We start from the raw sequence: 23,994 nt of genomic DNA, 5'->3' as shown, positions 1-23,994 counted from the left end.
AAGAGCATTTGAAAAAATAACTCAACCTTGAAACCTCCAGGTATTGTTATAAATACTGGAGGTTTTTATATCAAAGACAATAATAGAGGCATATCGAAAACAGAGAAAATGAGTTAAAACATCGACTAGAAGATAAACAGTCATTATTAATCAGCGATCACAGCAGCAGGCTCTGATTTACTTTGTATCAATACAGCTTGAGCAATACCCGACAGTACAATTAAAGCACAACCCGACAGCTGCAGGCCGTTCAAGGTTTGATCAAACAAGACCCAACCCAGTGCAACAACGGTAATAGGCTCCAGATAAGCTAAAGTGCCGAATGTTGCGGCAGGTAAGGCCCGTAGCGCAACGACCGCTAAAACAATCGCAAAAAAACCCGGAATGAGACCCGCCACGGCTAACCAACCCCACTGTTGGCCTGAGATACTATCGGCCTGCTGAAGCATCATCGGCAATATACATAAGGCTCCCGCAAACATCTGGTAGCCACTTCGTGTTAATACATGTACTCGCTCTTCAATTAGGCGGTTCGTCAGCATAAAGGCGGCATAACAGAGCATGGAACAAAAGCCGTAAAGTATCCCTAACGCTTCATCTTCATTATTGCCAAAAGTCAGTTGAAACTCCATCATCATTGCAAAGCCCAAAAGGGCCAGTAAGATCAGACCAACACTGGCAGTAGAAAGGCGCTCTCCCATAAGGAAATGCGCCACAATGGAGGCTGTCACGGGAGCTAAGTAGATCAACATAATGGCGTTTGCCATGCTAGTGTAGCTCATAGCCAGAATATAAAAGACCACGAAACCCGATAAAAAAGCGCCTGTAATTAATACCTTGAACCCCGGCCAAGTCATTATCTTCTCACGCTGCCCGGTCAAAAGCAGATAGCCCCCCATCAACATAGCGCCAAAAAATAGTCGATAAAAGGTGACAGCTTCAGCACTGACGCCAGCATAGAAAGAGATGGTGCCAATCGTCCCCATAAAAAAAGCAGACATCGCAGCGGCAACTAAAAAAAAACCTGATGAAGATGTATTTGATGGCATAACAATGTTCCTGACAATAAAAAAACCGACACTATTTAGAATAAGTGTCGGCCTAGATAATAAGTTCTTACTGATAGCATCAGCACCCCGTCAGATTACCACCATAAGAGGTACAGCCGCTACTCCCAGCGGGCTTCATCTTCCTGTAGTTTAAAGCGAATATCACGACCATCGGCGCAAAGTTGAACTACTTTAGTGGGAGCGCCTTTCTCATCCAATTCAACCAAGCCGATACCAGCGCCATTAGCCAGGCGCTCGCCAGGATCGGCTGTTTTTGGTTTCCGTGGAATAACACGCATTTTTCGCCGCTTAGTAAACCAGTTTAACGGAGATCGTGGCGAATAAAGCCAACGGTTAAGGCGATCAAATACCGTGAGTAATCGCTGAGGAAACTCATTTTTAAAGCCACTGCTGGTGATCTGCCAAAGGTCAGGCCCCCGTTCATGGCCTCGTAGCTCAATATCGTAAACAAAGGAGTAATGCACATCGCCAGAAAGAATCACAAAGTTCTTGGGGGTTTTCGGGTGCCGAAACAAATTCATCAAGGCATAAGCTGAGCCTTGATGGGCCATCCAGTTTTCAGCATCCACCATTAAAGGCTTACCAAACCATGTAAACAACCGTTGAATCGCCTCAATCAGCTTGACGCCAAAAACGGGCGCTGGAGACACCATAATAACCGCATCGTGTCCAATCAGGCTTTGCTGCAGATCCGTCAGTGCTTCCCAGTCCATCAAGCCAGAAGGTTTATCCAATGAGACCTCTGAGCGCCAGCGATGGGTTCGGGTATCCAGTACGATTAAAACCGGCTGAGTATCCCATTGATAGTGCCAATGGGGGAAGCGTAACAGCTCGTCAATCAGCCTCTGATGCTCACTCCCCCCCAAGTTTGTCATTGCCTGCTCTGCCAGTGTTAATAGCTGACTGGGAATCTGCTCTGGCGCATTCCCCCAACCCTGACACAATAGATAACCCACTAACGTGTTACCGATAATTCGACGGGAAAGATCATGCCCATAGGCTGTTTGCTCCCAAGCCGCTGTTAGGTTCCAATCATCAGTAATATCATGATCATCAAAAATCATAGCCACTGGAAGATGCGCCATTAAGCGACGAACTTTAGCTAAACCACTAACAAAGTGCTCTATTTCTTGCCGTTCTTGCTGATAGGTTTCTGTCTGATCCAGCGTTAAAGCGTTAGGCAACTCTGCGGATTTAGGCAGATCAATGCCTTGCCAACCTGCTGGCGACCAAACCAGAAGATACATGGCAAGCACTTCACCCAAGCTAATTAAGTGGTTATGGGCATTATCGGAGGTGAATACAGGCTTGCGAGCGCCACCAAAGACCATATCGCTTACTTTTTGACCGCTTTCGGTTTTTGGTAATAACTGCTCACGCTGGTAATAATAAGGCTGAGCCTGATGCAGTTGATGGGAACTGGCCACTTCAGAGCTTGGTAAGCTTTCATCAGAAAAGCCCAACTGCTGATTCAACTGATGAATTGCGGCTAAAAAGGGAGCAGCAACATCATCGGCATAGATCTGATCACCGCTCATAATCAGCACGGCGGGCCAGTCCTCAGGGTGATTATTGGCTAGTTCCTCATCGGCTCGCCACAAGCCATCATCACTGGCATGGTGAGGCTTTCGGCAAGAGCCATGCAGTAACCGATTCAGCCGGCTTTTTAAGATAAAACCAGGGGTTTCTCGATTAGGATACGCCAGATCCGGTGCCCATTCGCGCCAACTGACAAATGCATCCTGTGGCAAATCCCTAAGCTCATCTGTTGGTAACAAGGTGGAAATAGGCGCTAAACTGAGATCATAGCCAACCCAGCAATCTTGGGGCAAGGCTTGTTCTAACGGCAGATCAACCAATTGCAGCCAAAGATTATCTGCCACTTTAATTTGCCGACAAGCCTCTTGCCATTGCACTGCTGAGATTGTCTGCTCTGCTGTGGATTGGGCTTTTGATAACGGTGCAACTTTTGATAACAGCGCTATATCCGGCAAGAGCACTAAACGCCCGGCAACAGGCTGCGAAGTTGCCAACCAAAAAGTAAGTCTTTTGGGGCTGCAGCGCCGAAGTATGGGGCCAGCTAATACCAGAGGCAATATCGCATTTTCTTGAGATTGAATGAACTCTGGGGAAGCAGACGGCGATAACGGATCATCCTTACGATGGGGCATATCGGTAAAGCTCCTTAACGAAACCGTGTTAATCAAGTTTCAGCGTGACATATTAAATTATCGATTAAAGTCAGATACCCTACTTTTCTGATAGAGCTATAGTTTTCTTATTTTCAAGGCATTCTATAGAAAACATCAACCTATTTAGAGTCGCTCCATTAGAGCCAAGCTATTAATAGCTAATAGCCAGTGCTCTCTTTAAAAGCGATGTGCTTCAATCGCTAAATACGGCAAATCATTAAATACGATCAATCACGGAATACAGCCAATGTCTCAACATTCCTTCCAATACATTACTTTTATATGAAATATTGAGACATACTCTGTTTATTGATTGTTATTTTACCCATATAATTCGTCCTCTCATTAAATCAACGGACACTTTTAGCCCATGTCAAACTCTACACTCACTAAACCGTTGACGACTCATCACAATACCATCCGTAAAATATCGACCTACAAAACGCTGCTCTACACATTTCTATGTTTTACCTTAGTGGGCTTGTTGTGTTCTTTTTTATTATCCAGCTATCTTAAAAAACAGACCATTCAGGAGCTAGCAACAACCCAGGCTGAGCAACAGGCCGACATTATTTTCAAAGCATTATGGCAGGGGATGATGCAGGGTTGGTCTAAGCCCGATATGGATCAGTTTATTCATTCCTTAGAGTTAGGAAGCCAGGATAATACTCAGAACGTGCTGCTTGTGCGCAGTAAAATAATCGAAGATCAATTTGGCGTTTCTGATGCCAGCAGCCAACGCTTAGCAAGTGACCCTGTTCTTGCCCGCGCGATGGCATCGGGTCAAACCATAACCGAACAGGAAAAAGGACAACTACGCTACCTTTATCCCATTGTTGCCACCGAAGCCTGCTTAGCCTGTCATATTAACTCTCATGCAGGAGCGATCCACGGGGTTATTGATATTCGCTTTAATGATAGTTTATTAGATGCATCTCTGAGCCAAACCTTCAATAGCTATATAACCGTGACCCTATTAGTGATTCTAATATTTTGCACGGCACTTTTTTTTCTTATTCGCTTACAAATTGTTCAACCGCTTCGCCAACTCTCACTCCAGATCAGGGAAGCCATACAGGATGATTTAAGTGTTAATCGTATTAATGTTAATCAGTACCGTCTGCAGGAGCCGTTTTTACTGGCTCAAAGCTTTAATCAATTAGCCCAAGAACTGGATGATTACCATCATCAGTTAAAGGAAAATTCCTATATAGATGCGCTTACAGGTCTGTGTAATCGGCGTTATTTTAGTGAAAAAATGCCTAACTTCTTGAAGAAAAGTCATTCAACGGAACAGCCACTGACATTAATGCTGATTGACCTCGATCGGTTTAAAGCTATCAACGATACTTACGGCCATGAGGCGGGAGATTTAGCGCTGATATTTTTCTCCGAGATACTAAACAAACATGTTAAACAAGGCGACTTAGTTATCCGTTTAGGTGGCGATGAATTCGTTGTGGTACTAGCTCAAACAACCGTTGGTGGTGCCCAAGCGATTAAACGTCGGCTGGCTGAGGCTCTTAATGAAAATCGAGCCAATTTAGGGGTTGTAAAGCTGCATCTTGAAGCCAGTGTCGGCTACGCTACTTACCCTAATGATGCCAGTACAACCGACGGCCTTTTGCAAAAGGCTGATGAAGCGATGTATCACGAGAAACGAGCCCGCCGAGAGCGGCACACAACTGAGACGGCCTAACCTACAGCGGATTTATCGCTCAAGATTTGCCCTCCTTGAGCGATTGTGATTCTATCCCGTCCTTCTTTTTTAGCTCTGTAGAGGGATTCATCGACATACCGGATAGATGTTTGTACATCAACCAACACCTCACCAAGCCCTGCACTCACCGTAAATGAGATTTCTTTATTTTCATAAACAACCGAATGCTGATGACAACTATCAAGCACTCGCTGAATAACTTTTTCAGCTTCCTCGACGGTCGTTTCAGGCAGGATAATAATAAACTCCTCACCGCCAAATCGACCGATCAAATCCGTTGTCCGCAGCACATCTTTTAATAATCCTGAAAAAGTAATCAGCACACGATCACCAGCTTGATGGCCATAGGTGTCATTTACATTTTTAAAGTGATCAAGATCCAAAAGAGCCATGGTTAAAGGTCGATTATAGCGTTCAGCACGGTTGAGTTCTGATTCGGCTAATGACATAAAAGAGCGACGAGTCAAAAGGCCCGTTAAAGCGTCAGTTGTAGCCTGCTCAAACAGCTTTAATTGCATATGCAGTTGCGAGAGCTGTGCCCAAATAGCAATTCCCATAATCACTAATAACAACCATAAATTATTCAACGACTCCAATGTAAACATCTGGTGCTGAACCAACTCATCCAGCGATAGCGTGAAAATGGTAAAAAAGGCCAATAAACACCCTTCTTTTAGCGTCAGTGGGAAAACGCAGTGAATAGCGATAATCAAAAAAGGTAAAAAGGTATAAGACGCCAGATGCTCATCGTTCAAATGATCACCAAGAATAAACTGAGTAGACAGGTGAAATAACGCAGGCATAACCATTAAAACCAACAGCCTAAAGCGAGCATGGCTAATGGAAAAAACATACGTTGCCTTAACCCAAAGCGCTAGCAATGAGAGAGAAAATAGCAGCCTTGCGACCATTACCGGCACAAAGTCTTCTTCTTGTAAGATAAAGAAATCAACAGGAATCCATAACGGTGTCAACACAGAAAAAAGCAACGCCAAAAACCGTACACGAGTATTAATATACTCAGCGCGAACGAGATTAAAATCTGCAGGATGCTGGCGGCTCCCAATTAATTCATAACCACGGATCTGTTCAAAAAGTAGCTTAATTTTTTCTAAGTTCGTCAAAATATTGTGATTGCCCAAAATATTTTTCTCTTATTATTAATATTTTCTGATAAATTGTCGCTAGCCTCAGCAAACCGACTATCATCCCTTAAATCCCTCTCTAAATTTTGATGATTATCATAAATCTTCAAAAAAAGTGAGGTAAATAGGCATTATGTGACACAGCTTTCTGTTTAAAACTTTTTTTCTGTTAAGATCTATTGTTGAATGCAAAAGATTGTATCATTTTGTTGTAATAAATAACAATAACAGTCGCCCTGTTAATCCATGGGTCAGTTTATAGGCCTGAGGGTTTGTCGGGCCTGTTGATTTAATACAAAAGCCGCAAAAGCCAAAAGGATCTATACCGCTAATGACTACCCCCATCGTCATATGTGATGATTCGAGCTTTGCCCGAAAACAGATGGCTCGTTCCCTGCCTGGTGGCTGGGATGTAGAGATCAGCTTCGCTAATAATGGCGAAGAAGCGATTGAAGCGATCAAAGCGGGCAAAGCCGATATTCTTTTTCTTGATCTAAATATGCCCGTTATGGATGGTTATGCCGTACTTGAGGCTATCAGGAAAAATGATCTTCCAACCATGACCTTGGTTGTTTCTGGTGATATTCAGGCCTCAGCGCACAAGCGAGTACTGGAACTAGGTGCCATTGATTTCGTCAAGAAACCAGTAACCACTGAAAAAATAACAGAAATATTAACATCTTATGGCATCATCAGCAGCTCCAAACCACAGACTGAAAGTGAATTAGCTCGGTTTGATGAAGAAGTCGGCCTAACAGATCTTATCCAGGAAGTTGTTAATGTCTCCATGGGGCAAGCAGGCAGCCTATTAGCAGGTCTGCTGAATACCTTTATTCACCTTCCTGTCCCTAAAGTACATCTAAAACGTTACAGCGCGTTGAATCAAATATTAGCATCCAAAGATTCACCATCATTAACCGGTGTATCCCAAGGCTTTAGTGGTGCAGGGATCGCTGGAGAAGCTGTTTTATTAGTCGGTGATGAAAGCTTTCCTCATATGGCGCGTTTAATGCACTACGACCCGAAGACCTCTGGCAATAATGACTTAGAAGTTTTAATGGATCTCTCCGGCATTTTGATTGGAGCATGCCTGAAGGGTATCGCCGAGCAGCTTGATTTAGAGTTCAGTTACAGCCACCCCGCTATTTTAGGCCGTAAAAAAACATTGCCTCAACTGATGGGGACCCCTGATAAAGACCAAACCATTCTGGCTATTGAGATCGATTACGGCATCCCAGACCATCAAGTTGAATGTGATCTTATTCTAATTCTAACAGAAGATTCATTACCAGCCTTAACCGAGCGTGCAGGATACTTAAGATGATGAATGGCAATAACGATATAGAGCTATCGCGCCTGCACTGGTTGATGCAAGTATTACAAACCGTTGACGCAGGCTTAGTCGTGGTTGATCGCCAGTTTGAGATTCAGCTATGGAATGGCTTTATGGAGAACCATAGCGGCATACGAACCTCTCAAGCTCGCAGCAGTAATATTTTCAATCTATTCCCTGACCTACCAGAGCAATGGCTCACCCGAAAACTAGAGTCGGTTTTTACCTTAGACAGTCGTGCCTATTCTACATGGGAACAGCGCCCCCATTTGTTCAAATTTAAAAGCTACCGCCCATTAACGGGCAAATCAGAACAGATGTATCAGAATGTTACCATTATCCCGCTAACAGGCACCGATAAAAGTGTGTCCCATGCCTGCCTTTTAATCTATGACGTAACGGATATCGCCACCAGTAAAATTGAGTTGGAGAAAGCCAACGAAGAACTGGCCAGACTAAGCCGTACAGATCGACTAACAGGGCTAAACAACCGAGGGCACTGGGAAGAACGTCTTGAGCAAGAATTCCGTCGCGTTAAGCGAAGTAAAACCCCATCATCTCTTGTTATGCTTGATATCGATCATTTTAAGCAGGTTAATGATACCTATGGCCACCAAGCCGGCGATGAAGTTATTCGAGTCGTTGCTGCCACACTCATTCAGCTACAGCGTGAAACCGATATTTCTGGACGTTATGGCGGTGAAGAGTTCGGTATTATTTTACCTGAAACCAATGCAGATCAAGCGATGGTTATGGCTGAGCGTTTGAGAGGCTCAATTGAGCAATCACCGGTTACTTACGAAGGTAAGCAAATCAGCTTTACGGTCAGCTTAGGTATTTGTGAAATTACACCGGAGATGGAAGAGTATACTCAATGGCTTGAGAATTCAGATCAGGCCCTGTTTAGCTCTAAACGAAATGGCAGAAATCAAACAACGATCTATACATCATAAGCACAATGATACCGCAAATACGATGATATGCTCGCCTTAAAGAGAAAACCCTAACAAAGAAAAAGGGAGGCTTAATATAAGCCTCCCCTTGCGCAAGCGGAATTTAGGTGCTCAAGCGAAATCTAGAGTTAATAACAAGCGATACTCGCCAACCTCTAAAGCTGGTGACCGATGTACCGCTCCTCGACCGATATTATTCTGCCAATGCTCCCCTTTGAGCAAAACCACGTCCTGTGTCTCTGCCTGAGAAACAGGGTTCTGTGTATCGTACAGCCCAGAATTCTCATCATCCAAACCACCACATCCGTGGCCTAACTTAGAACGATCAACCCTGTCATGGGCGAGCCATTCAGAGCCTTGCCCCACATAGGTTGCAACCAATCGGCAAGGAACTCTATCAACATGAAAACGGGGACACATCGCTTGAGACAACTTGGTCAGCCGAAGTGCTGTCTGATCGAGTTCAAATAGTGTACAAAAAATATCAATTTGTAGCGCAAGATCTGCCACCAAAGCATCTTTTCCAGCGAAGCTAGGCAATGCTAGAGAAAGCGCATCAACTGCTTTATCAGGTTGATACAGCCCTGTTAGGGGTGGGAATCCTGGCGTATTAATAAGGGCTTTAGCGGACGCTGTAAGCGAAGGCTGCTCCGGTCTATGCCAAACGACCACTCCGACATTATTGTCATAGATGGTCGCAAAATCTAAGCACTCCTCAGACTGCACTACAATCGGAGCACCCTGTTTAGCCTCCGCTGATTCAGCCAGCATACGTTTGTCCTATTACTATTACTATCAAATGTTATGTTATAACATTATATAGTGAAAGCGATAAATAAGCAAAAGACTCAACCCGGCTGAAGAGCCAAACCTTTGTTAATCCCTTAAACCTCTAGTCCAGAAAGCTGTTTCGCTAAGGCCTCCACTTGTTCTGGAGTACCATTTTCACGCCACCAAAGCGTGAGTGCAGCAGTACCAGACTCTAGCATCAATGTATCTTTTGGTAACTCTGCCAATAGTATCTTCAGCTTATCCATTTGTTGCTCTGACAGTGCAGGACGCGCAGGCTCCGCCCACCACCAATCCTCAATAAATTCATCACCACGCACCTCTATCTGCTCTTTTTCTAGGCGCGGTTTATGGGCTAAACAAAAACGATGGGCCGATTTTTTGTCTTCCGCATCTCTCATCCAACGATAGGCAATGGCCGACACTTTACAGCCCAATAACTCAAAGGTTTCTAAGCGCACTTTAATGCCTGCATGCATCGCTAGTTTTCTAAGGTGCATTTGATAGCGCTGTCGCCGAGAAGGCACAATCCAAGCAATAGGGCTTAAAATCGCCGCAAAGATTAAAACAACAATAATCCAAGTACTCATGTATTACCTCTAAAAGGGATTAAAAAAAGGGGGGACTAAAAAGCGACAAAAGAAAAACGACGGAACCGTTGAAAAGCTCATGAAAGAGGCTCGAAAAACAAACAATTTCTCTAAATATATAACCACTCATTAATATTCATTTTTTGATTGATCTAAGGCCTATACTAATCGATAGACAAGGGATAAAGTACAACTGGATAAGGATTTTTTAGCAAGGGGGTATAAAAATGAGCCAATATAAACACGTACTTATCGCCATTGACCTAACAGATGAATCTGGACAGGTTATTGAGAAGGGCAAAGCGATTGCTGATCGTAATGGTGCAAAAATAAGCTTGATACATGCTCTAGAACCACTTGGTTTTGCTTATGGTGGTGACATTCCCATGGATCTTACCAGCATTCAAGATCAGCTGGAGCAACATGCCAAAGATAAAATTGCTGAACTGGCAGCGCCAATGAATATTCCTGTCGATCAACAACACCTGTTGGTTGGTATGCCAGACAGTGAAATTCATCGCCTAGCTAAAGATCAAGGCGTTGATCTTATTGTTGTTGGTAGTCATGGTCGCCACGGCTTATCGTTATTGCTAGGCTCGACATCGACGGGTGTATTGCATGGCGCTAAATGTGACGTGCTTGCTGTTCGTATCCAGAAAGAAGATTAATGCCTAGTAGGATAGATCTGCGAGGCATTCACTAAAAAGCCCGTAACTTCTCTTATTCTAGCTAACCGCTGCTACGAGAATAAGAGATGGTTACGGGCTTTTTTTATGGGAAGGACTCAAGTCCAAACAGAGACTCGCATCTAAGCAAAAAAAATGGAAGAGGTATTAATCTTCTTCTCTCATCGCTTCAAGCTCAACCCAGCGCTCCATAACGGCTTCTAACTCCGTTTCGGTTTCCTGTAGCTTCGCCAATGTTTTTGCGACGGTATCAGGATCACCCTGATAAAAAGCACCATCACCAGTTATGGTGTGCAGCTCTTCAAGAGCCTGCTCCAAAGTTTCAATTTTAACGGGTAGCTGATCTAGCTCACGCTGAATCTTATAGCTTAGTTTTTTGCCTTTGGTCGCTGCTGTTTTATCTACCGGCGAAGGGGAGTCTTCAGGGGTCGTTGGCGATATATCGGCCTGAAGCGTTGCCGTATCATTGCCATCACCACCGGCAGCTTCTGGTGGGAATTTACCCCCTTGGCGAACCCAGTCGCTATAGCCACCCACATACTCTTTAACAACACCTTCACCTTCGAAGGCAAATACGCTTGTCACCACGTTATCCATAAAGGCACGATCATGGCTGACCAGAAGTACGGTGCCGTCAAAGTTCAGTAGCAACTCTTCTAACAGTTCTAGGGTTTCTACATCGAGATCGTTGGTTGGCTCATCCATTACCAGCATATTGGCAGGCTTGGTGAACAGTTTTGCTAACAACAATCGATTGCATTCCCCACCAGACAGGGCTTTTACAGGGGTACGAGCACGCTCTGGGCTAAACAGGAAATCCTGTAGGTAGCTCATAATATGCTTGTCGCGACCACCAATAGTGATACTGGTTTGCCCTTCAGCCACATTATCCATCACGGTGCGCTCTGGCTCCAATTGAGCACGAAGCTGATCAAAGTACGCGACCTCAAGCTTAGAGCCCATTTTTAACTCACCGCTTTGAGGCTCCAACTGACCCAAAAGCAGCTTCAGAAGAGTACTTTTACCTGCACCATTTCGACCTAAAAGACCAATGCGGTCGCCGCGCATAACTCGCGCCGTCAGGTTTTTGATAATCGGTTTATTACCCCAGCTATAGCTGACATTTTCCAGCTCAGCAACCAACTTACCCGAGGAGGAAGCCTTATCAAGACTAATATTAGCAGTACCTTGACGCTCTCGGCGCTGAGACCGCTCTTTACGCAGATCCTGTAAAGCCCGAACTCGACCTTCGTTACGGGTACGTCGCGCTTTAATACCCTGACGAATCCACGTCTCTTCTTGGGCTAGTTTTTTGTCGAACTCAGCATTTTGCCGATCTTCAACTTCTAGCATATGCTCTTTGTGTTCAAGAAAACTGGGGTAGTTACCTTCCCAAATGGTTAGCTGCCCACGGTCTAACTCGACAATACGTGTTGCAAGCTTTTGTAGGAATGCCCGGTCGTGGGTGATAAAGAGCACCGCACCCCGAAAATCATTAACCTGCTGCTCAAGCCATGCGATAGTGTCAATATCCAAATGGTTGGTCGGCTCATCGAGCAAGAGAAGATCAGGCTCTGAAACCAAAGCTCTTGCCAAAGCCACTCGGCGTCGCCAACCACCTGAAAGCGATTTCATCGGCGTCTCTGCCGGTAGGTTTAGTCGGGAGATAATTGACTCAACCCGTTGCGTTAATGCCCAGCCATCTTTACTTTCCAGTTCATCTTGAAGACGCTCTAACTTTTTCAGGTCGGCATCTGTTTCAATCGACATCACAAGGTGGTGATAATCCCGAATAAGCTTGCCAACACCTGGAATACCATCCGCGATAATATCAAATACGGTGTCTTCACCAGCAACAGGAAGATCCTGTGCTAACTGTCCGATTTTCAACCCCGGCTGGCTCCAAAGCGATCCAGAGTCTTGAGATATTTCTCCAGACACAAGCTTTAACATCGTTGATTTACCAGCCCCATTACGGCCTACAACGCAAATGCGCTCACCTTTACTAATAACAAGGGAGGCTTCATCTAGCAACGCATGATGTCCAAATGCGATACTGATTTTTTCTAGTCTAACTAACGCCATGAAATGCCTGTAAATAATGTCGATTTATTCAGAAAAAAATGGATCCGCTGTTGAGGTCTATACCTAAAACTTGCTACTTTACACAGTTGTATCAGGATGACCACACAGGAAGCCCGAATGACACATTTTCGCTTATTGAGACAAACGGTTATGTTAGGAACTATTATCGCCTTTTTAACAGGCTGTATGCACGATATTCCTAAGCTTGGCGTCGAAAACAATCGCTTACAGCCTTGCCCAGACAAGCCGAACTGTATTGCGTCCCACCCAGACACACCTGAATCACAAAAGGTTTCTCCGATTCTTTATACGGCGGATCAAACCCTAGCCTATGACCAGATGGAAGCGCTACTTGAAAACCGTTCAGATGCCATTATCGTCACCCGAGAGCATGCGTACTATCTACGGGCAGATTTTAAAACACCAATGCTAGGGTTTATCGACGATGTTGAATTTTACTTTCAAGTACCAGGGGTAATAGCCGTACGTTCTGCATCTAGATTTGGCTACTCTGATTTTGGCACTAATAAACGTCGTATTAATGATATCCGCGAACGCTTTAGCCAACTGATGGCTCAGCCTATATTAGAGAACAAAGTACCTATTCAGACGGACTAACTCAGACGGGCTAATGATGGACGACTAAACAAATAGGCCACTAAACAAAATAGGGCACTAAAAAAGCAGCTCACGAAAAAGGCCTGTATTTTTCATAAAAAATTCAGGCCTTTTTCGTATTAATGTTACTCAGATGGACTCGGCGCATCCAGTCCTTCAACTTCCGCAATACGTCTAACAACGAGGTCAAATAATTGCTTTGGCTGGAATTTAGACAAGAAATCATCACAACCGACTTTCTGGACCATAGCTTTGTTAAAACTTCCGCTTAACGAGGTATGCAGCGTGATAAACAAACTTTTAAGTCGAGGATCTTCACGAATCTCTCGAGTTAAACGATAGCCATCCATTTCGGGCATTTCTGCGTCCGTAATTAGCATCAGCAGCTTACTAGGCACATCATCACCGGCATCCGCCATCGCCCGTAATTTATCAAGTCCTTCACGGCCATCCCGGGCTTCATGGATCGTAATACCCAAGTGCGCTAATGTATCTTTCACTTGAGATCGAGCGGTCGCAGAATCATCCACGACCAAGATTTCCATCTTACTTGCAGCCATCCGAAGCTGATCGTCTAGATTTTCTGTATCTAAACTAATGAGGTACGGTGAAATTTCAGCCAGTACTTTCTCAACATCAATGATTTCAACAATCTGTTCTTCAACTCGTGTAATAGCGGTTAAATAATGCGAACGCCCTGTTGTACGAGGCGGCGGCATGATCTCATCCCAGTTCATATTGATAATGCGGTCAACACCGCCCACCAAAAATGCCTGCACTGAATTATTATACTCAGTTACAATCAAACTACTGTCTTCTGTCGGCTGCAAAGCAGGCATACCGATTGCTTGACTTAAATTGATGACCGTAACGGTTTGTCCACGCAGATGCGTAACACCAACCACATAAGGGTGGTGGTGCGGCAGATTAGACAGCGCAGGCAAACGCATAACTTCCTGAATTTTAAATACGTTTATGGCAAATAGTTGCCCCGTAAGTAAACGAAACATCAAAAGCTCTAATCGGTTTTCACCAACCAACTGTGTACGGGAATCTACGCTTGCTAATACCCCTGCCATGGGATGCTCCAATTTTGTGGTATCTAATGAAAGGCGATCAATGCCGCTTTCTTTGGGGGTTAATAGTAGTTAAATTTTTAGGTTATTTCTATCAGGATTCAAGATCAAATGAGCGTTACATCACAAACTGCTTTATTAAAGTCACCATCACCATTAATTGATATTGGTGTCAATCTAGCCAGTGAGCGTTTTAATGGCAAGCATTCTGAGGTTATTGATCAAGCTTTAGCGGCCAATGTCACGACGCTTATCATTACAGGGACATCATTGGAAAGCTCAGAAGCAGCCTTAGCGTTATGCCAACAGTTTCCTGAACAGCTCCGCTGCACTGCGGGCATACATCCCCATGATGCATCCGAGCTAACAGCCCAGTCGCCGATACATCTAAGCGACCTTATTCAACAACCCGCTTGTGTGGCCGTGGGTGAAACAGGCTTAGATTTTAACCGAAACTTTTCAACACCTGAAGAGCAAGTAAAAGCCTTTGAAACACAACTAGAATTGGCTATAACACACCAAAAACCGTTATTCCTACATGAACGAGATGCCTTTGATCGTCAGCATCAGATCTTAAAAAGCTACCGAGATGAGCTAGCCGATGCTGTAATCCACTGCTTTACCGGTAATCAAAAATCACTCTTTGGCTATCTTGATTTAGATCTTTATATTGGCATTACAGGTTGGGTATGCGATGAACGTCGGGGCACAGAACTACAAGCTCTGATACACAATATTCCCCATGATCGACTTATGATCGAAACCGATGCACCGTACCTACTTCCACGCAATATGTCCCCAAAACCCAAAGACCGCAGCAATCGACCGGCCTATCTACCCTGGGTATTACAGAAGATGGCTCAGCATACAGGGCTAACAGAACTGGATCTTGCCCATAAAACCAGTGACAATGCCCGTCGTTTTTTCCGTTTACCTGAAACCTGTAGTCCTAATGAGGTTATCCATGACCCAGTATCCGATTTTTATCGACTTTGAGTGCAGTAGTCCTGATGAAGATGGCTTCCCAGTAGCAGTGTGCTGGTCTACGCCTGATGGGCAGGTAAAAAGTACACTCATTACACCAGAAGACTCTTGGTTAGAAAGTCAGAGCCATCTGTTTGATGATTCTCGCATTGATATTAATGACTTAATGCTTCACGGCGTTAGCCCTTTAGCGGTGATTCGTGAGCTACAGGGCGATATCGACACCGACGTAGTCTATGTTGATGGCAGTGGTGAAGATGAGCATTGGCTGGATATGCTGCTCGACAGCTACCAAATGAATGCGCAAGTCGCCGTCGAGCCTGCTCCTAGCTTGTATGATGTCAGCTACGATGAGTGGGTGCAAATTCGCGATGAGTGGCTTGCCGAACGAGGCATGGACCCTTATCAATCGGAAGCCAATGTGCTAGCCATGTTACATCTTCATCAAGTATTAACTGATGGAAGTAACGAGTAACGGCAAGCCGCAGTAGTGCCGCCAAAAAACACGTCAAAAAAATGCCAGAGATTTATCTCTGGCACTTTTTTTATAACGCTCTTTTATGGTTCAGTCGTTTCATTACGGGAAGCAATAATCGACCGACTCAATAGTACGACGGGAACAACCCCTACTAATACAATAACCAATGCAGCCAACGCAGACTCTTCAAGCAACTCATCTGAGGCAAACTGATAAACGTGGGTGGCTAAAGTATCAAAATTGAAGGGACGCAGTACCAAGGTTGCCGGTAGCTCTTTCATCGAATCGACAAAGACCACCAACGCCGCCGTTAACACACCAGGCTTAATCATAGGTACGTGCACTTTCCACAAGATCTGTAGCGTATTGTACCCCAGTGATCGGGCAGCCATATCCATACTCGGTGTTACTTTATCAAGGCTTGATTCGATACTTCCTGCAGAAACGGCTAAAAAACGTACCACATAAGCAAAAATCAGCGCAAAAACAGTACCACTTAACAACAACCCTGTTGAGATACCAAACCAGCTCTCAAACCAGCGATCAACAGCATTATCAAATGCCGCTAAGGGAATAATCACCCCCACAGCTAAAGCAGCACCAGGCATGGCATAGCCTAAGCCTGATAAGCGCACCGCTTTTTGTACGCTAGGCGTTTTTACCAGACGCTTACCATAGGCAAGCACAAGCCCTAATATAATAGTGCAAATGGCGGCTATAGCGGACAACATAAAACTATTCCAGCTCATCTGGAAAAAGTCCGGTGTCCAAGAAACATCAAAATAAACAACCGCATGTCGCGCCAAGGCCCCCACAGGAATAATAAAGCCAAATGCCAGAGGAATAAAACAGATCAACCAGCAAGCGACTGCTTTTCGGCCCGTCAGCTTAGTACGACGGAAGGCTTTAAAACGATCCCCTCGGGAAAATTGCTTTTGTTTGCGCCTAGAGTGCTGTTCCAAGCCGATTAGAACTAGAATAAACACCATCATAACGCTAGCGATCTGGGCGGCACCGCCAATATTGCCCATATTGAGCCAAACATCATAAATGCCAGCCGTTAATGTCCTTACTGCAAAATAGTCGACAGTACCAAAATCATTTAATGCTTCCATCAATACCAACGCGAGACCTACGGCTAAAGCTGGCCGAGCCGTTGGCAGGGATACACGCCAAAATACCGCCCTACGGCCACAACCAAGAGTGCGAGCCGCATCGCGCAAAGATGCAGACTGTTCGATAAAGGTCGCTCTAACCATCATAAAAACATAAGGATAAAGCACGAGGGCCAGCATAGAGACAGCGCCGCCTAGACTTCGGATCTCAGGAAAATAATAGTCCCGCGCCGTTGTCCAACCAAATAGGTCTCGCAGTCCCGATTGAAACCAGCCTGAATACTCCAGCATATCCGTATAGACATAAGCGATAACATAAGCCGGTACAGCGAAAGGAAGTAGTAACGCCCACTCAAAAATCCGTCGACCAGGAAACTCATACATGGTCGTCACCCATGCCGTAGAAACTCCCAGCCACGCCGCAAGGACACCAACACCAAGCATCAAACCCAAAGTTGTTTGTATATAACCTGGTAACACCGTTGATAATAGATGAGGCCAAATATTTTCATCAGGAAAAAATGCCAACCACAAAACCGCAAACACAGGTAACAAAACAATCCCAGCAATAACCCAGACAGACAACTGCCAATAACGGTTATCCGAACGGCCTTGAAAAAAAGATCGAAGGCCAAAACCGCTTGCAAGCTTAGGCTTGTCTTCTGCTTGGGAGTACATATAACGCCACCTGTTCAACATCCAAAAAAGCGCTTTTCAGAACGCACAAAAGGGCAGCCGTGGCTGCCCCATATTTTGCAATTATAACAGCAGATAAAGCCGTGCTGTTACCGTAACGATCGCAAGGTTAAATCTAACCATTGCGGCTCGTGCTACTTAACTTGTAATTAATCATTGTAACCAACTTCATTCACCATCATAGCGGCTCGTTTACGGTACTGATCAACCTTGGATAGCGCGATATCATCTGCTTTAAATTCACCCCAGTGGTCAACCACTTTACTTGCTGAAACGCCTTGCTTAACAGGGAATTCGAAGTTCTGTTCTGCGTAGATTTTTTGTGCGTGATCTTCTGTCAAAAAACGCATGAGTTTCAGTGCAGATTCATGGTTAGGTGAGCTTTTTGTCATCACCATGCCGCTGATATTAACGTGGGAACCACGGCCATCTTGGTTCGGATAAACAATATTAACCGACTCAGCCCATGCACGCTGCTCATCATTGGTTAGCATTTTACCGTAATAGTAGGTATTACCTACGGCGATATCACACACACCTTCTTTAACCGCTTTTACCTGTGCACGATCATTACCTTGAGGCTTACGGGCAAGATTCGCTTTCACCCCTTCCAACCATTGTTTTGTATCGGCCTCACCATGATGAGCGATCATAGACGCAATTAATGCAACGTTATAGGTATGATCGCCTTTACGAGTACAGATACGACCTGCAAACTTAGGATCAGCCATATCTTCATACGTCTTAATCTCACCCGGTTTAACACGCTCTTTTGATGTGTAAATAACTCGTGCACGAGTGGTTAAACCAAACCACTGACCATTTTCATCACGGTATTTAGCCGGAACATTTTTGTTAATAACAGGATCATCAACTTTCTGAGTAACACCAGCTTCAACAGCCCGGGTCAAGTTACTCACGTTAGAGGTCAGCATAAGATCAGCAGGACTATTCAAACCTTCACTTTTAAGACGCTGAATCAAACCACTTTTGGCAAAAACAATATTAACCTTGATTCCAGTGTCTTCAGTAAAGGCATCAAGAATAGGCTTCATTAAGAACGCTTGGCGATCAGAATAGATATTAATTTCATCTGCAGCTTGAACGCTTAATGCGCTACCAGCACCTACAGTTAAAATGAGTGCTGCAATCGCTTTTTTAAATGTGTTCTGAGTAAGAAGTTGCTGAGCCATTAAAGGTCGTCTCCTAGCAAGAAAAAATGACAGACCGGCAAAAGAAGCATGATAAACCGGTATTAATCAGTAATGAGAATAATTGTATTTAACCGAATAACACGCTTAAATGCAATGCTTATTAAGAATCGTTTTCATTACTTGATCCGGATCAAGGCACTCTACTTTACCTCGGCTTAACCTCTATTTAATCCGAGTGATGCTTCCATATATACGTTTAATAGTCAGTAATGAGCAATCTTAGCGGTGCCGTCGATAGAGAAATTGAACCGCAATACTTAAATTCAGGCAACAATACCCTCACTTTCTGTGCGATAGAAACGGGCAAGTGCATCAAAAAAGCGTTGTGCACGATCAGGCAGCCCTTTACTCAGATAAACCTGAAACTGCTCATCGACATGACGCTCAAAATCCTGGCTATCGCCAGGAGAACCGTTTAAATTATCCGCGCTGACACGAAAGCGAAAGCCTGCGGCAAAACAAAAACATTTCTCCATCGCTTGAGGAATAACTTCAACCTGCTCAAAAAGGCGCTGCTGAGCCTCTGTGCGACCATCCGGTTCATACCAATAACCATAGTCTTCAAGCTGTCGACGCTGTTTTCCAGCCACACACCAGTGGGCAATTTCATGCATTGCACTGGCATAGTATCCATGGGCAAACACCACCTGATTCTCCGAGCCAGTCATTGCTGCCGGTAAATAGATAGGCTCATCATCGCCTTTAACTAAAATGGTATTTTCATCTGTTTGGAATAATGTATTAAAAATCTGAATCAGGTCTTCATATCGGTGTGGACTATCCAAGCGAACCTCTTCCCTTAAACGTTTGATCATCGTGCTACCTGTTTCTAAATAGGTCGTGCTAAATAAAACAGAGCATTATACCTCTAACCATAACCTGTCGAAAAAATAGACCTATTTCATTGATCAATAACAATGATTAATGATCAACAAAGCCAACAGACAAAAGCGCTTTGACTGAGTACAATCCGCCCAACGATCTCCATTTATCACGGATAACAGTCGTTTAACATTGATAATTGCGGTTTAACACCATCAATCCCTCGACAGACAAAGGGAATAGCCAAGGATTTTCAAGTAAGTTATGCAAACCTCAGAAAAAAAACCTTTTCTCGCCCCTCCTGTTGCAACAGAGACAAAGTACCTACTCGCAATAGCACTACCAATAATGGGCGCGCAGCTTGCACAGTCGGGTATGGGGGTTATTGATACATTAATGGTGGGGCGCTTAGGGGCAGATCATCTTGCCGCAGTAGCGCTTGGTGCTAGTATCTGGATGCCGTTATTCCTTTTCTTAAGCGGTACGCTATTAGGTTTAACGCCCTTTATTGCCCAGTGGCTAGGAGAAGACACTCCTGAAAAAGTTGGCCCCTTTGCTTTTCAAGGTTTTTGGCTTGGCTTAACAGTCAGTATGCTCAGTATTGCTGTGATACTACTCCACCCCATGATACTGGATATGATGTATGTCCCAGAGCATCTAGTACCTTTAGTGAGCGATTACTTACTGGGCATCATGTTTGGTTTCCCTGCTTTAGGCTTATACCAAACCCTTAGAAGCTACACCGAAGGGCTCGGCTTTACTCGGCCAGTACTTATTATCAGCGTCAGTACACTGTTAATCAATTTGGTTTCCAACTGGATTTTAATCTATGGCATGGGGCCAATTCCCTCTATGGGCGTATTAGGCTGTGGTTTTGCCACGGCTATAGCCATGTGGTCAGGCGTTTTTATGCTTGGGCTGATTATTCGCCATAACCGCCGTTACAAGGACACTAATTTATTACAACACCCCGCCAAACCCAATTGGAGTGCTATAAAAGAGATGTCTAAAGTCGGCATACCTATTGGTGTTTCTATTTTCTTTGAAGTGGGTCTATTTACCACCATCGCTCTTTTTATTGCCCGTCTAGGATCAACGCAAATTGCGGCTCATCAAATCGCGCTAAACGTTACATCGGTCACCTTTATGGTTCCCCTAAGTTTAGCAATGGCCTTAACCGTACGAGTGGGAAATGGTATCGGGGCAGGTGGTATTCAGTATGGTAAGCGCGTTAGTCATGTCGGGATTTTCTGGACTCTGATCGCGTCTATTTTTACAGCCAGTATTATGTATTTCTTGCCGGGAATCATCGCAAAATTTTATACCGATCAAGCCGAGGTGATTGCCTTAGCCATAACCTTGTTACATTTAGCGGCCATCTTCCAGCTATCGGATGCGCTTCAAGTTGCCTTAAGCGGTGCACTACGGGGCTATAAAGACACTCAAATTATTATGCCGATTACTCTATTTTCTTACTGGGGAATCGGTATGGGCTTAGGTTACGTACTGTCGTTAACCGACTGGATTGTGCCCGCTATGGGAGTGGCCGGTTTTTGGTATGGGCTAATAGCAGGCCTAAGTTCTGCGGCCATACTGCTTGGTTGGCGCTTTCATATCACGAATAAAAGAGGCCTGATCTATCAGAATGTTTAAATAGGCCGCTATGTATAAGACACTCATACGGACTAACGACCCGTATGAGTGAACCGTTCATAATCCAACTCTAGGTAAGGATAAGCCAATTTCAGATTAAAACGTCTAATTTAACTGGCTGATTTTTCTATATAGTAAAAGTAAACATCATCTTCTTCGTTTTGGCTCAGCAGGGGAAAGCCCAAAAATTGACAAAACTTAGGAATATCTCGGGTCGTGGATGGATCTGTAGCCGTCACCTTCAATATATCACCGACAGCCATCTCTTTAACCTTACCATGAAGCATCATAACCGGCTCAGGACACATTAAGCCGGAGGTATCTAATTCGTGCGTGTAGGTGATGCCCGTCATGATTTATTCCTTTCAAAATGAAAGGGATAAAGTTTACCAGAGACATTTGAGGGATTAAACGCTCAGTAAACGTCACGATTATTTTTTCCATTATAACCTTGACCAATTCGCTGTACTTTTAACCCGTTCCTCCCAGCTTCTCTGGCAAAGGTCATATTAAGACAAATTGAGAACTTCTTATTAAGTTAATATGATTATTTGGTTACACTATAACAAGCTTGAGGGGGGATTTAATGAATACCAAAACAGAACAACGGCTCGGAGCATGTCATGTGGAACCGCAATAAACAAAAAGTCGTTGAATTAGAAAAACGACTAAGCCAAGTTGAGCAACAAAATCAAGCATTAATAGCTGAAAACCAAATGCTACAAACACAGCTGGATCAGCATGATCAAAGCTCAAAGCAAAGCAGCGATCAGGCGATTTTAAATAAGAAATTTCATACGCTTTGGGGTGCAGGCCATCAATCAATCAGCGAAGTAAGAGAAAAAGTAGCCTACTCAGCAGAAACCCTGATGCAGCAAAGTTTATCCCTGAAAGATTCAAATGAGTTGTTTGACCTTTGTCTTAGCCTTCTGAGCAAAATCAATAAACAATCCCAAGAAATCAATCAACAGTCCAGCTCCACTCATAAAGAGGTTGCTGTACTTAACGAAGCTTCGGGCAGAATATCTGAATTTGTTAATATTATTCATACTATTTCAGAACAAACAAATCTTCTCGCACTAAATGCAGCCATTGAAGCCGCCCGTGCAGGCGAGCATGGCCGTGGCTTTGCTGTTGTTGCCGATGAAGTCCGCAATCTAGCCCAAAGAACAAGCAACGCAACGGCTGAAATCACCAATCTAGTTTCTGTCATCGAGGAGCAAACGGATAAAACATCTGTCAGTGCTAAAGCGATGGACGAAGAATCTAGTGATATTAATAATGCCGTTGGAGAAGCTGAAACACTGATTCATTCCGTAATCAAGCTATCCCGCAGCATGAAGAAAACGATTGATAGCTCAACCACATTAGGCTTTATCGAAACAGTTAAACTGGATCATATTGTCTATAAAAATGAGATTTATCAGGCCTACTTAGGCTTAAATAATAAAGCTGCTGCTGACTTCACGGATCATACGCAATGCCGCCTAGGCAAGTGGTACTACCAAGGTGACGGCCAAGAGCGTTTCTCATCGTTACGTAGCTTTAATCATTTAGAAGCTCCCCACGAAGCTGTGCATAGCGAAGGGCAGGCCGCTGTTGCTGCTGCAAAGTCAGGCGATTGTATGACAGCACTGAAACATCTAGCTGTTATGGAGGAACAAAGTAGCCTTGTGGTCGATGTGCTCAACGCAATAGCAGATGAGGATAGGCAGCGTCATCAATAACGTACCATTTAGGCCATAAACGAATGATCAACGACAACCTTCTATCAACAATAACAGTGCGAGCACGATGGATATTATCTTGCCTTGGGTGGAAAACCTAACACTTGGCCACTTACTCTTTCTGATGTTAGTGGCTTTTTTTGCGGGGTTTATCGATGCTATTGCAGGAGGTGGCGGGTTGATTACAATACCAGCTCTACTCACTGCCGGTATTCCTCCTCACTTAAGTCTTGGCACTAACAAGCTATCCTCTAGCTTTGGTTCATTAACAGCGACAATTACTTTTTTCCGTAAAGGTTTTTTTAGCCCTTCGCTATGGAAAGCAGCGGCCTTTGGGACGCTCATTGGTGCAGCATCGGGAACCTTACTAGCGAGTATTTTAAATGCTGACTTTATCGCCAAAGCTTTACCTTTAATTATTATCTGTACTGCAATATATACTCTGTTTGCTAGCCCTTCATCATCAAGCATGCCCACAGAGAAGAAAGGAACTTTATTTCAGAGTGTTCACGGCTTTATTTTAGGTGGATACGATGGCGTGGCAGGCCCAGGAACAGGGGCTTTTTGGACAGCCAGTGCTCTCCATTTCTACAGGATGGAGATGCTTAAAACACTGGGCCTTGCTCGAACGATGAATTTTATCAGCAACTTCACGTCCCTAGTCACATTTGCATGGCTTGGTCATGTTGCCTGGGGTCTAGGCATCGCCATGGGATCAACCCTTATGCTAGGAGCCTGGTGCGGATCACACTCTGCCATTCGCATGGGAAACCTCTGGGTTAGGCGTATTTTCGTACTATTGGTTATATTAATCAGCTTACGGCTTGCATGGCAGCACTGGCTAGCCCTATAAGAAACAACTAGCATCTATATAACCCATACAAATCAAATATAGCTGAAACGAAAAAAGCCCGTCTCTGTCGAGACGGGCTTTTTTAAATAAGTGCTTGATAATGTCCTACTCTCACATGGGGAGACCCCACACTACCATCGGCGCTGAGCAGTTTCACTTCTGAGTTCGGAAAGGAGTCAGGTGGTTCCTACACGC

21 protein-coding genes, 1 rRNA gene and 1 pseudogene are annotated in these 23,994 nt (G+C 44.4%); 11 read left to right on the top strand and 12 right to left on the bottom strand.

Annotation, left to right across the window (positions count from 1 at the left end):
• Positions 1 to 146: 146 nt before the first annotated feature.
• Both G517_RS17655 and G517_RS0103970 read right to left on the bottom strand, forming a co-directional pair.
• A complete protein-coding gene (locus tag G517_RS17655) occupies positions 147 to 1,049 on the bottom strand; it encodes a DMT family transporter (protein WP_036590329.1) in 903 nt (300 codons plus the stop codon).
• Between the two features lie 119 nt (positions 1,050 to 1,168).
• Positions 1,169 to 3,241, bottom strand: coding sequence for an alkaline phosphatase D family protein (locus G517_RS0103970; protein ID WP_245543190.1), 2,073 nt, complete (start codon positions 3,239 to 3,241; stop codon positions 1,169 to 1,171).
• Positions 3,242 to 3,632: 391 nt separating this feature from the next.
• On the opposite strand from G517_RS0103970, the gene G517_RS0103965 reads away from it, so the two are divergent.
• On the top strand, positions 3,633 to 4,961 hold the full coding sequence (locus tag G517_RS0103965; protein WP_084632052.1) for a sensor domain-containing diguanylate cyclase: 1,329 nt from the start codon (positions 3,633 to 3,635) through the stop codon (positions 4,959 to 4,961).
• Here G517_RS0103965 and G517_RS17650 read toward each other — a convergent pair.
• The gene (locus tag G517_RS17650; protein ID WP_157833142.1) at positions 4,958 to 6,106 is read right to left on the bottom strand and encodes a GGDEF domain-containing protein; all 1,149 of its coding nucleotides are present in this window, start codon (positions 6,104 to 6,106) and stop codon (positions 4,958 to 4,960) included. The two genes, G517_RS0103965 and G517_RS17650, sit on opposite strands and share 4 nt — an antisense overlap.
• 352 nt (positions 6,107 to 6,458) lie before the next feature.
• Between G517_RS17650 and G517_RS0103955 the strand changes: the two genes are divergently transcribed.
• Together G517_RS0103955 and G517_RS0103950 are read left to right on the top strand one after the other, a co-directional pair.
• Entirely contained in the window at positions 6,459 to 7,451 is a 993-nt protein-coding gene (locus G517_RS0103955) for a response regulator (RefSeq protein ID WP_028303332.1), read from the top strand.
• Positions 7,448 to 8,413, top strand: a complete 966-nt coding sequence (locus tag G517_RS0103950; protein WP_245543189.1) for a GGDEF domain-containing protein — start codon at positions 7,448 to 7,450, stop codon at positions 8,411 to 8,413. The genes G517_RS0103955 and G517_RS0103950 overlap by 4 nt, the downstream gene beginning before the upstream one ends.
• A gap of 111 nt (positions 8,414 to 8,524) precedes the next feature.
• Here G517_RS0103950 and G517_RS0103945 read toward each other — a convergent pair whose 3' ends face one another.
• Positions 8,525 to 9,184: a DUF1826 domain-containing protein gene (locus G517_RS0103945; RefSeq protein WP_028303330.1), complete on the bottom strand. Its 660-nt coding sequence runs from the start codon at positions 9,182 to 9,184 to the stop codon at positions 8,525 to 8,527.
• Between the two features lie 113 nt (positions 9,185 to 9,297).
• Complete coding sequence (locus tag G517_RS0103940; RefSeq protein ID WP_028303329.1) at positions 9,298 to 9,792, bottom strand: hypothetical protein; 495 nt, start codon at positions 9,790 to 9,792, stop codon at positions 9,298 to 9,300.
• 227 nt (positions 9,793 to 10,019) lie between these two features.
• Between G517_RS0103940 and G517_RS0103935 the strand changes: the two genes are divergently transcribed.
• Complete coding sequence (locus G517_RS0103935; RefSeq protein ID WP_036590328.1) at positions 10,020 to 10,460, top strand: universal stress protein; 441 nt, start codon at positions 10,020 to 10,022, stop codon at positions 10,458 to 10,460.
• Between the two features lie 165 nt (positions 10,461 to 10,625).
• Here the strand turns inward: G517_RS0103935 and uup are convergent, their stop codons facing one another.
• The gene (gene uup / locus G517_RS0103930; protein WP_028303327.1) at positions 10,626 to 12,563 is read right to left on the bottom strand and encodes an ATP-binding cassette ATPase Uup; all 1,938 of its coding nucleotides are present in this window, start codon (positions 12,561 to 12,563) and stop codon (positions 10,626 to 10,628) included.
• 117 nt (positions 12,564 to 12,680) lie between these two features.
• Between uup and G517_RS17645 the strand changes: the two genes are divergently transcribed.
• On the top strand, positions 12,681 to 13,181 hold the full coding sequence (locus G517_RS17645; RefSeq protein WP_051206005.1) for a DUF1499 domain-containing protein: 501 nt from the start codon (positions 12,681 to 12,683) through the stop codon (positions 13,179 to 13,181).
• 125 nt (positions 13,182 to 13,306) lie between these two features.
• On the opposite strand, the gene G517_RS0103920 is transcribed toward G517_RS17645, so the two are convergent.
• On the bottom strand, positions 13,307 to 14,260 hold the full coding sequence (locus tag G517_RS0103920) for a chemotaxis protein CheV (protein ID WP_028303326.1): 954 nt from the start codon (positions 14,258 to 14,260) through the stop codon (positions 13,307 to 13,309).
• Positions 14,261 to 14,368: 108 nt separating this feature from the next.
• Here G517_RS0103920 and G517_RS17640 point away from each other — a divergent pair, with 108 nt between their 5' ends.
• Together G517_RS17640 and G517_RS0103910 are read left to right on the top strand one after the other, a co-directional pair.
• Positions 14,369 to 15,253 (top strand): TatD family hydrolase, encoded by an 885-nt coding sequence (locus G517_RS17640; protein WP_051206003.1) that lies wholly within the window; start codon positions 14,369 to 14,371, stop codon positions 15,251 to 15,253.
• Positions 15,222 to 15,716, top strand: coding sequence for a hypothetical protein (locus tag G517_RS0103910; RefSeq protein WP_028303325.1), 495 nt, complete (start codon positions 15,222 to 15,224; stop codon positions 15,714 to 15,716). The genes G517_RS17640 and G517_RS0103910 overlap by 32 nt, the downstream gene beginning before the upstream one ends.
• Positions 15,717 to 15,799: 83 nt before the next feature.
• Here G517_RS0103910 and G517_RS17635 read toward each other — a convergent pair whose 3' ends face one another.
• The 3 genes from G517_RS17635 to G517_RS0103895 all read right to left on the bottom strand — a co-directional run bounded on the left by G517_RS17635 (position 15,800) and on the right by G517_RS0103895 (position 19,559).
• On the bottom strand, positions 15,800 to 17,512 hold the full coding sequence (locus tag G517_RS17635; RefSeq protein WP_084632050.1) for an ABC transporter permease: 1,713 nt from the start codon (positions 17,510 to 17,512) through the stop codon (positions 15,800 to 15,802).
• Between the two features lie 167 nt (positions 17,513 to 17,679).
• Positions 17,680 to 18,723: a Fe(3+) ABC transporter substrate-binding protein gene (locus tag G517_RS0103900; protein ID WP_028303324.1), complete on the bottom strand. Its 1,044-nt coding sequence runs from the start codon at positions 18,721 to 18,723 to the stop codon at positions 17,680 to 17,682.
• A 284-nt stretch (positions 18,724 to 19,007) separates the two neighbouring features.
• Positions 19,008 to 19,559: an elongation factor P hydroxylase gene (locus tag G517_RS0103895; protein WP_051206001.1), complete on the bottom strand. Its 552-nt coding sequence runs from the start codon at positions 19,557 to 19,559 to the stop codon at positions 19,008 to 19,010.
• A 271-nt stretch (positions 19,560 to 19,830) separates the two neighbouring features.
• Between G517_RS0103895 and G517_RS17630 the strand changes: the two genes are divergently transcribed.
• On the top strand, positions 19,831 to 21,219 hold the full coding sequence (locus G517_RS17630; protein ID WP_036590327.1) for an MATE family efflux transporter: 1,389 nt from the start codon (positions 19,831 to 19,833) through the stop codon (positions 21,217 to 21,219).
• Positions 21,220 to 21,329: 110 nt separating this feature from the next.
• On the opposite strand, the gene tusA is transcribed toward G517_RS17630, so the two are convergent.
• Positions 21,330 to 21,572: a sulfurtransferase TusA gene (tusA, locus tag G517_RS0103885; RefSeq protein WP_028303322.1), complete on the bottom strand. Its 243-nt coding sequence runs from the start codon at positions 21,570 to 21,572 to the stop codon at positions 21,330 to 21,332.
• Between the two features lie 270 nt (positions 21,573 to 21,842).
• Between tusA and G517_RS21350 the strand changes: the two are divergent.
• The 3 genes and pseudogenes from G517_RS21350 to G517_RS0103875 all read left to right on the top strand — a co-directional run.
• A pseudogene (locus tag G517_RS21350) lies at positions 21,843 to 22,493 on the top strand (methyl-accepting chemotaxis protein); the annotation flags it as partial.
• Positions 22,473 to 22,946 (top strand): CZB domain-containing protein, encoded by a 474-nt coding sequence (locus tag G517_RS21345; protein WP_425413771.1) that lies wholly within the window; start codon positions 22,473 to 22,475, stop codon positions 22,944 to 22,946. The pseudogene G517_RS21350 and the gene G517_RS21345, both read left to right, overlap by 21 nt.
• Positions 22,947 to 23,013: 67 nt before the next feature.
• The gene (locus G517_RS0103875) at positions 23,014 to 23,799 is read left to right on the top strand and encodes a TSUP family transporter (protein ID WP_084632049.1); all 786 of its coding nucleotides are present in this window, start codon (positions 23,014 to 23,016) and stop codon (positions 23,797 to 23,799) included.
• Between the two features lie 92 nt (positions 23,800 to 23,891).
• Here the strand turns inward: G517_RS0103875 and rrf are convergent.
• Positions 23,892 to 23,994: ribosomal RNA gene (gene rrf, locus G517_RS0103870) — 5S ribosomal RNA — on the bottom strand; the annotation flags it as partial.

This window comes from Oceanospirillum maris DSM 6286, from assembly GCF_000422865.1.
GTDB lineage: Bacteria > Pseudomonadota > Gammaproteobacteria > Pseudomonadales > Halomonadaceae > Oceanospirillum > Oceanospirillum maris.
The sequence above is the reverse complement of the archived record's forward strand: the minus strand, read 5'-3'. Positions and strand labels throughout refer to the sequence as shown.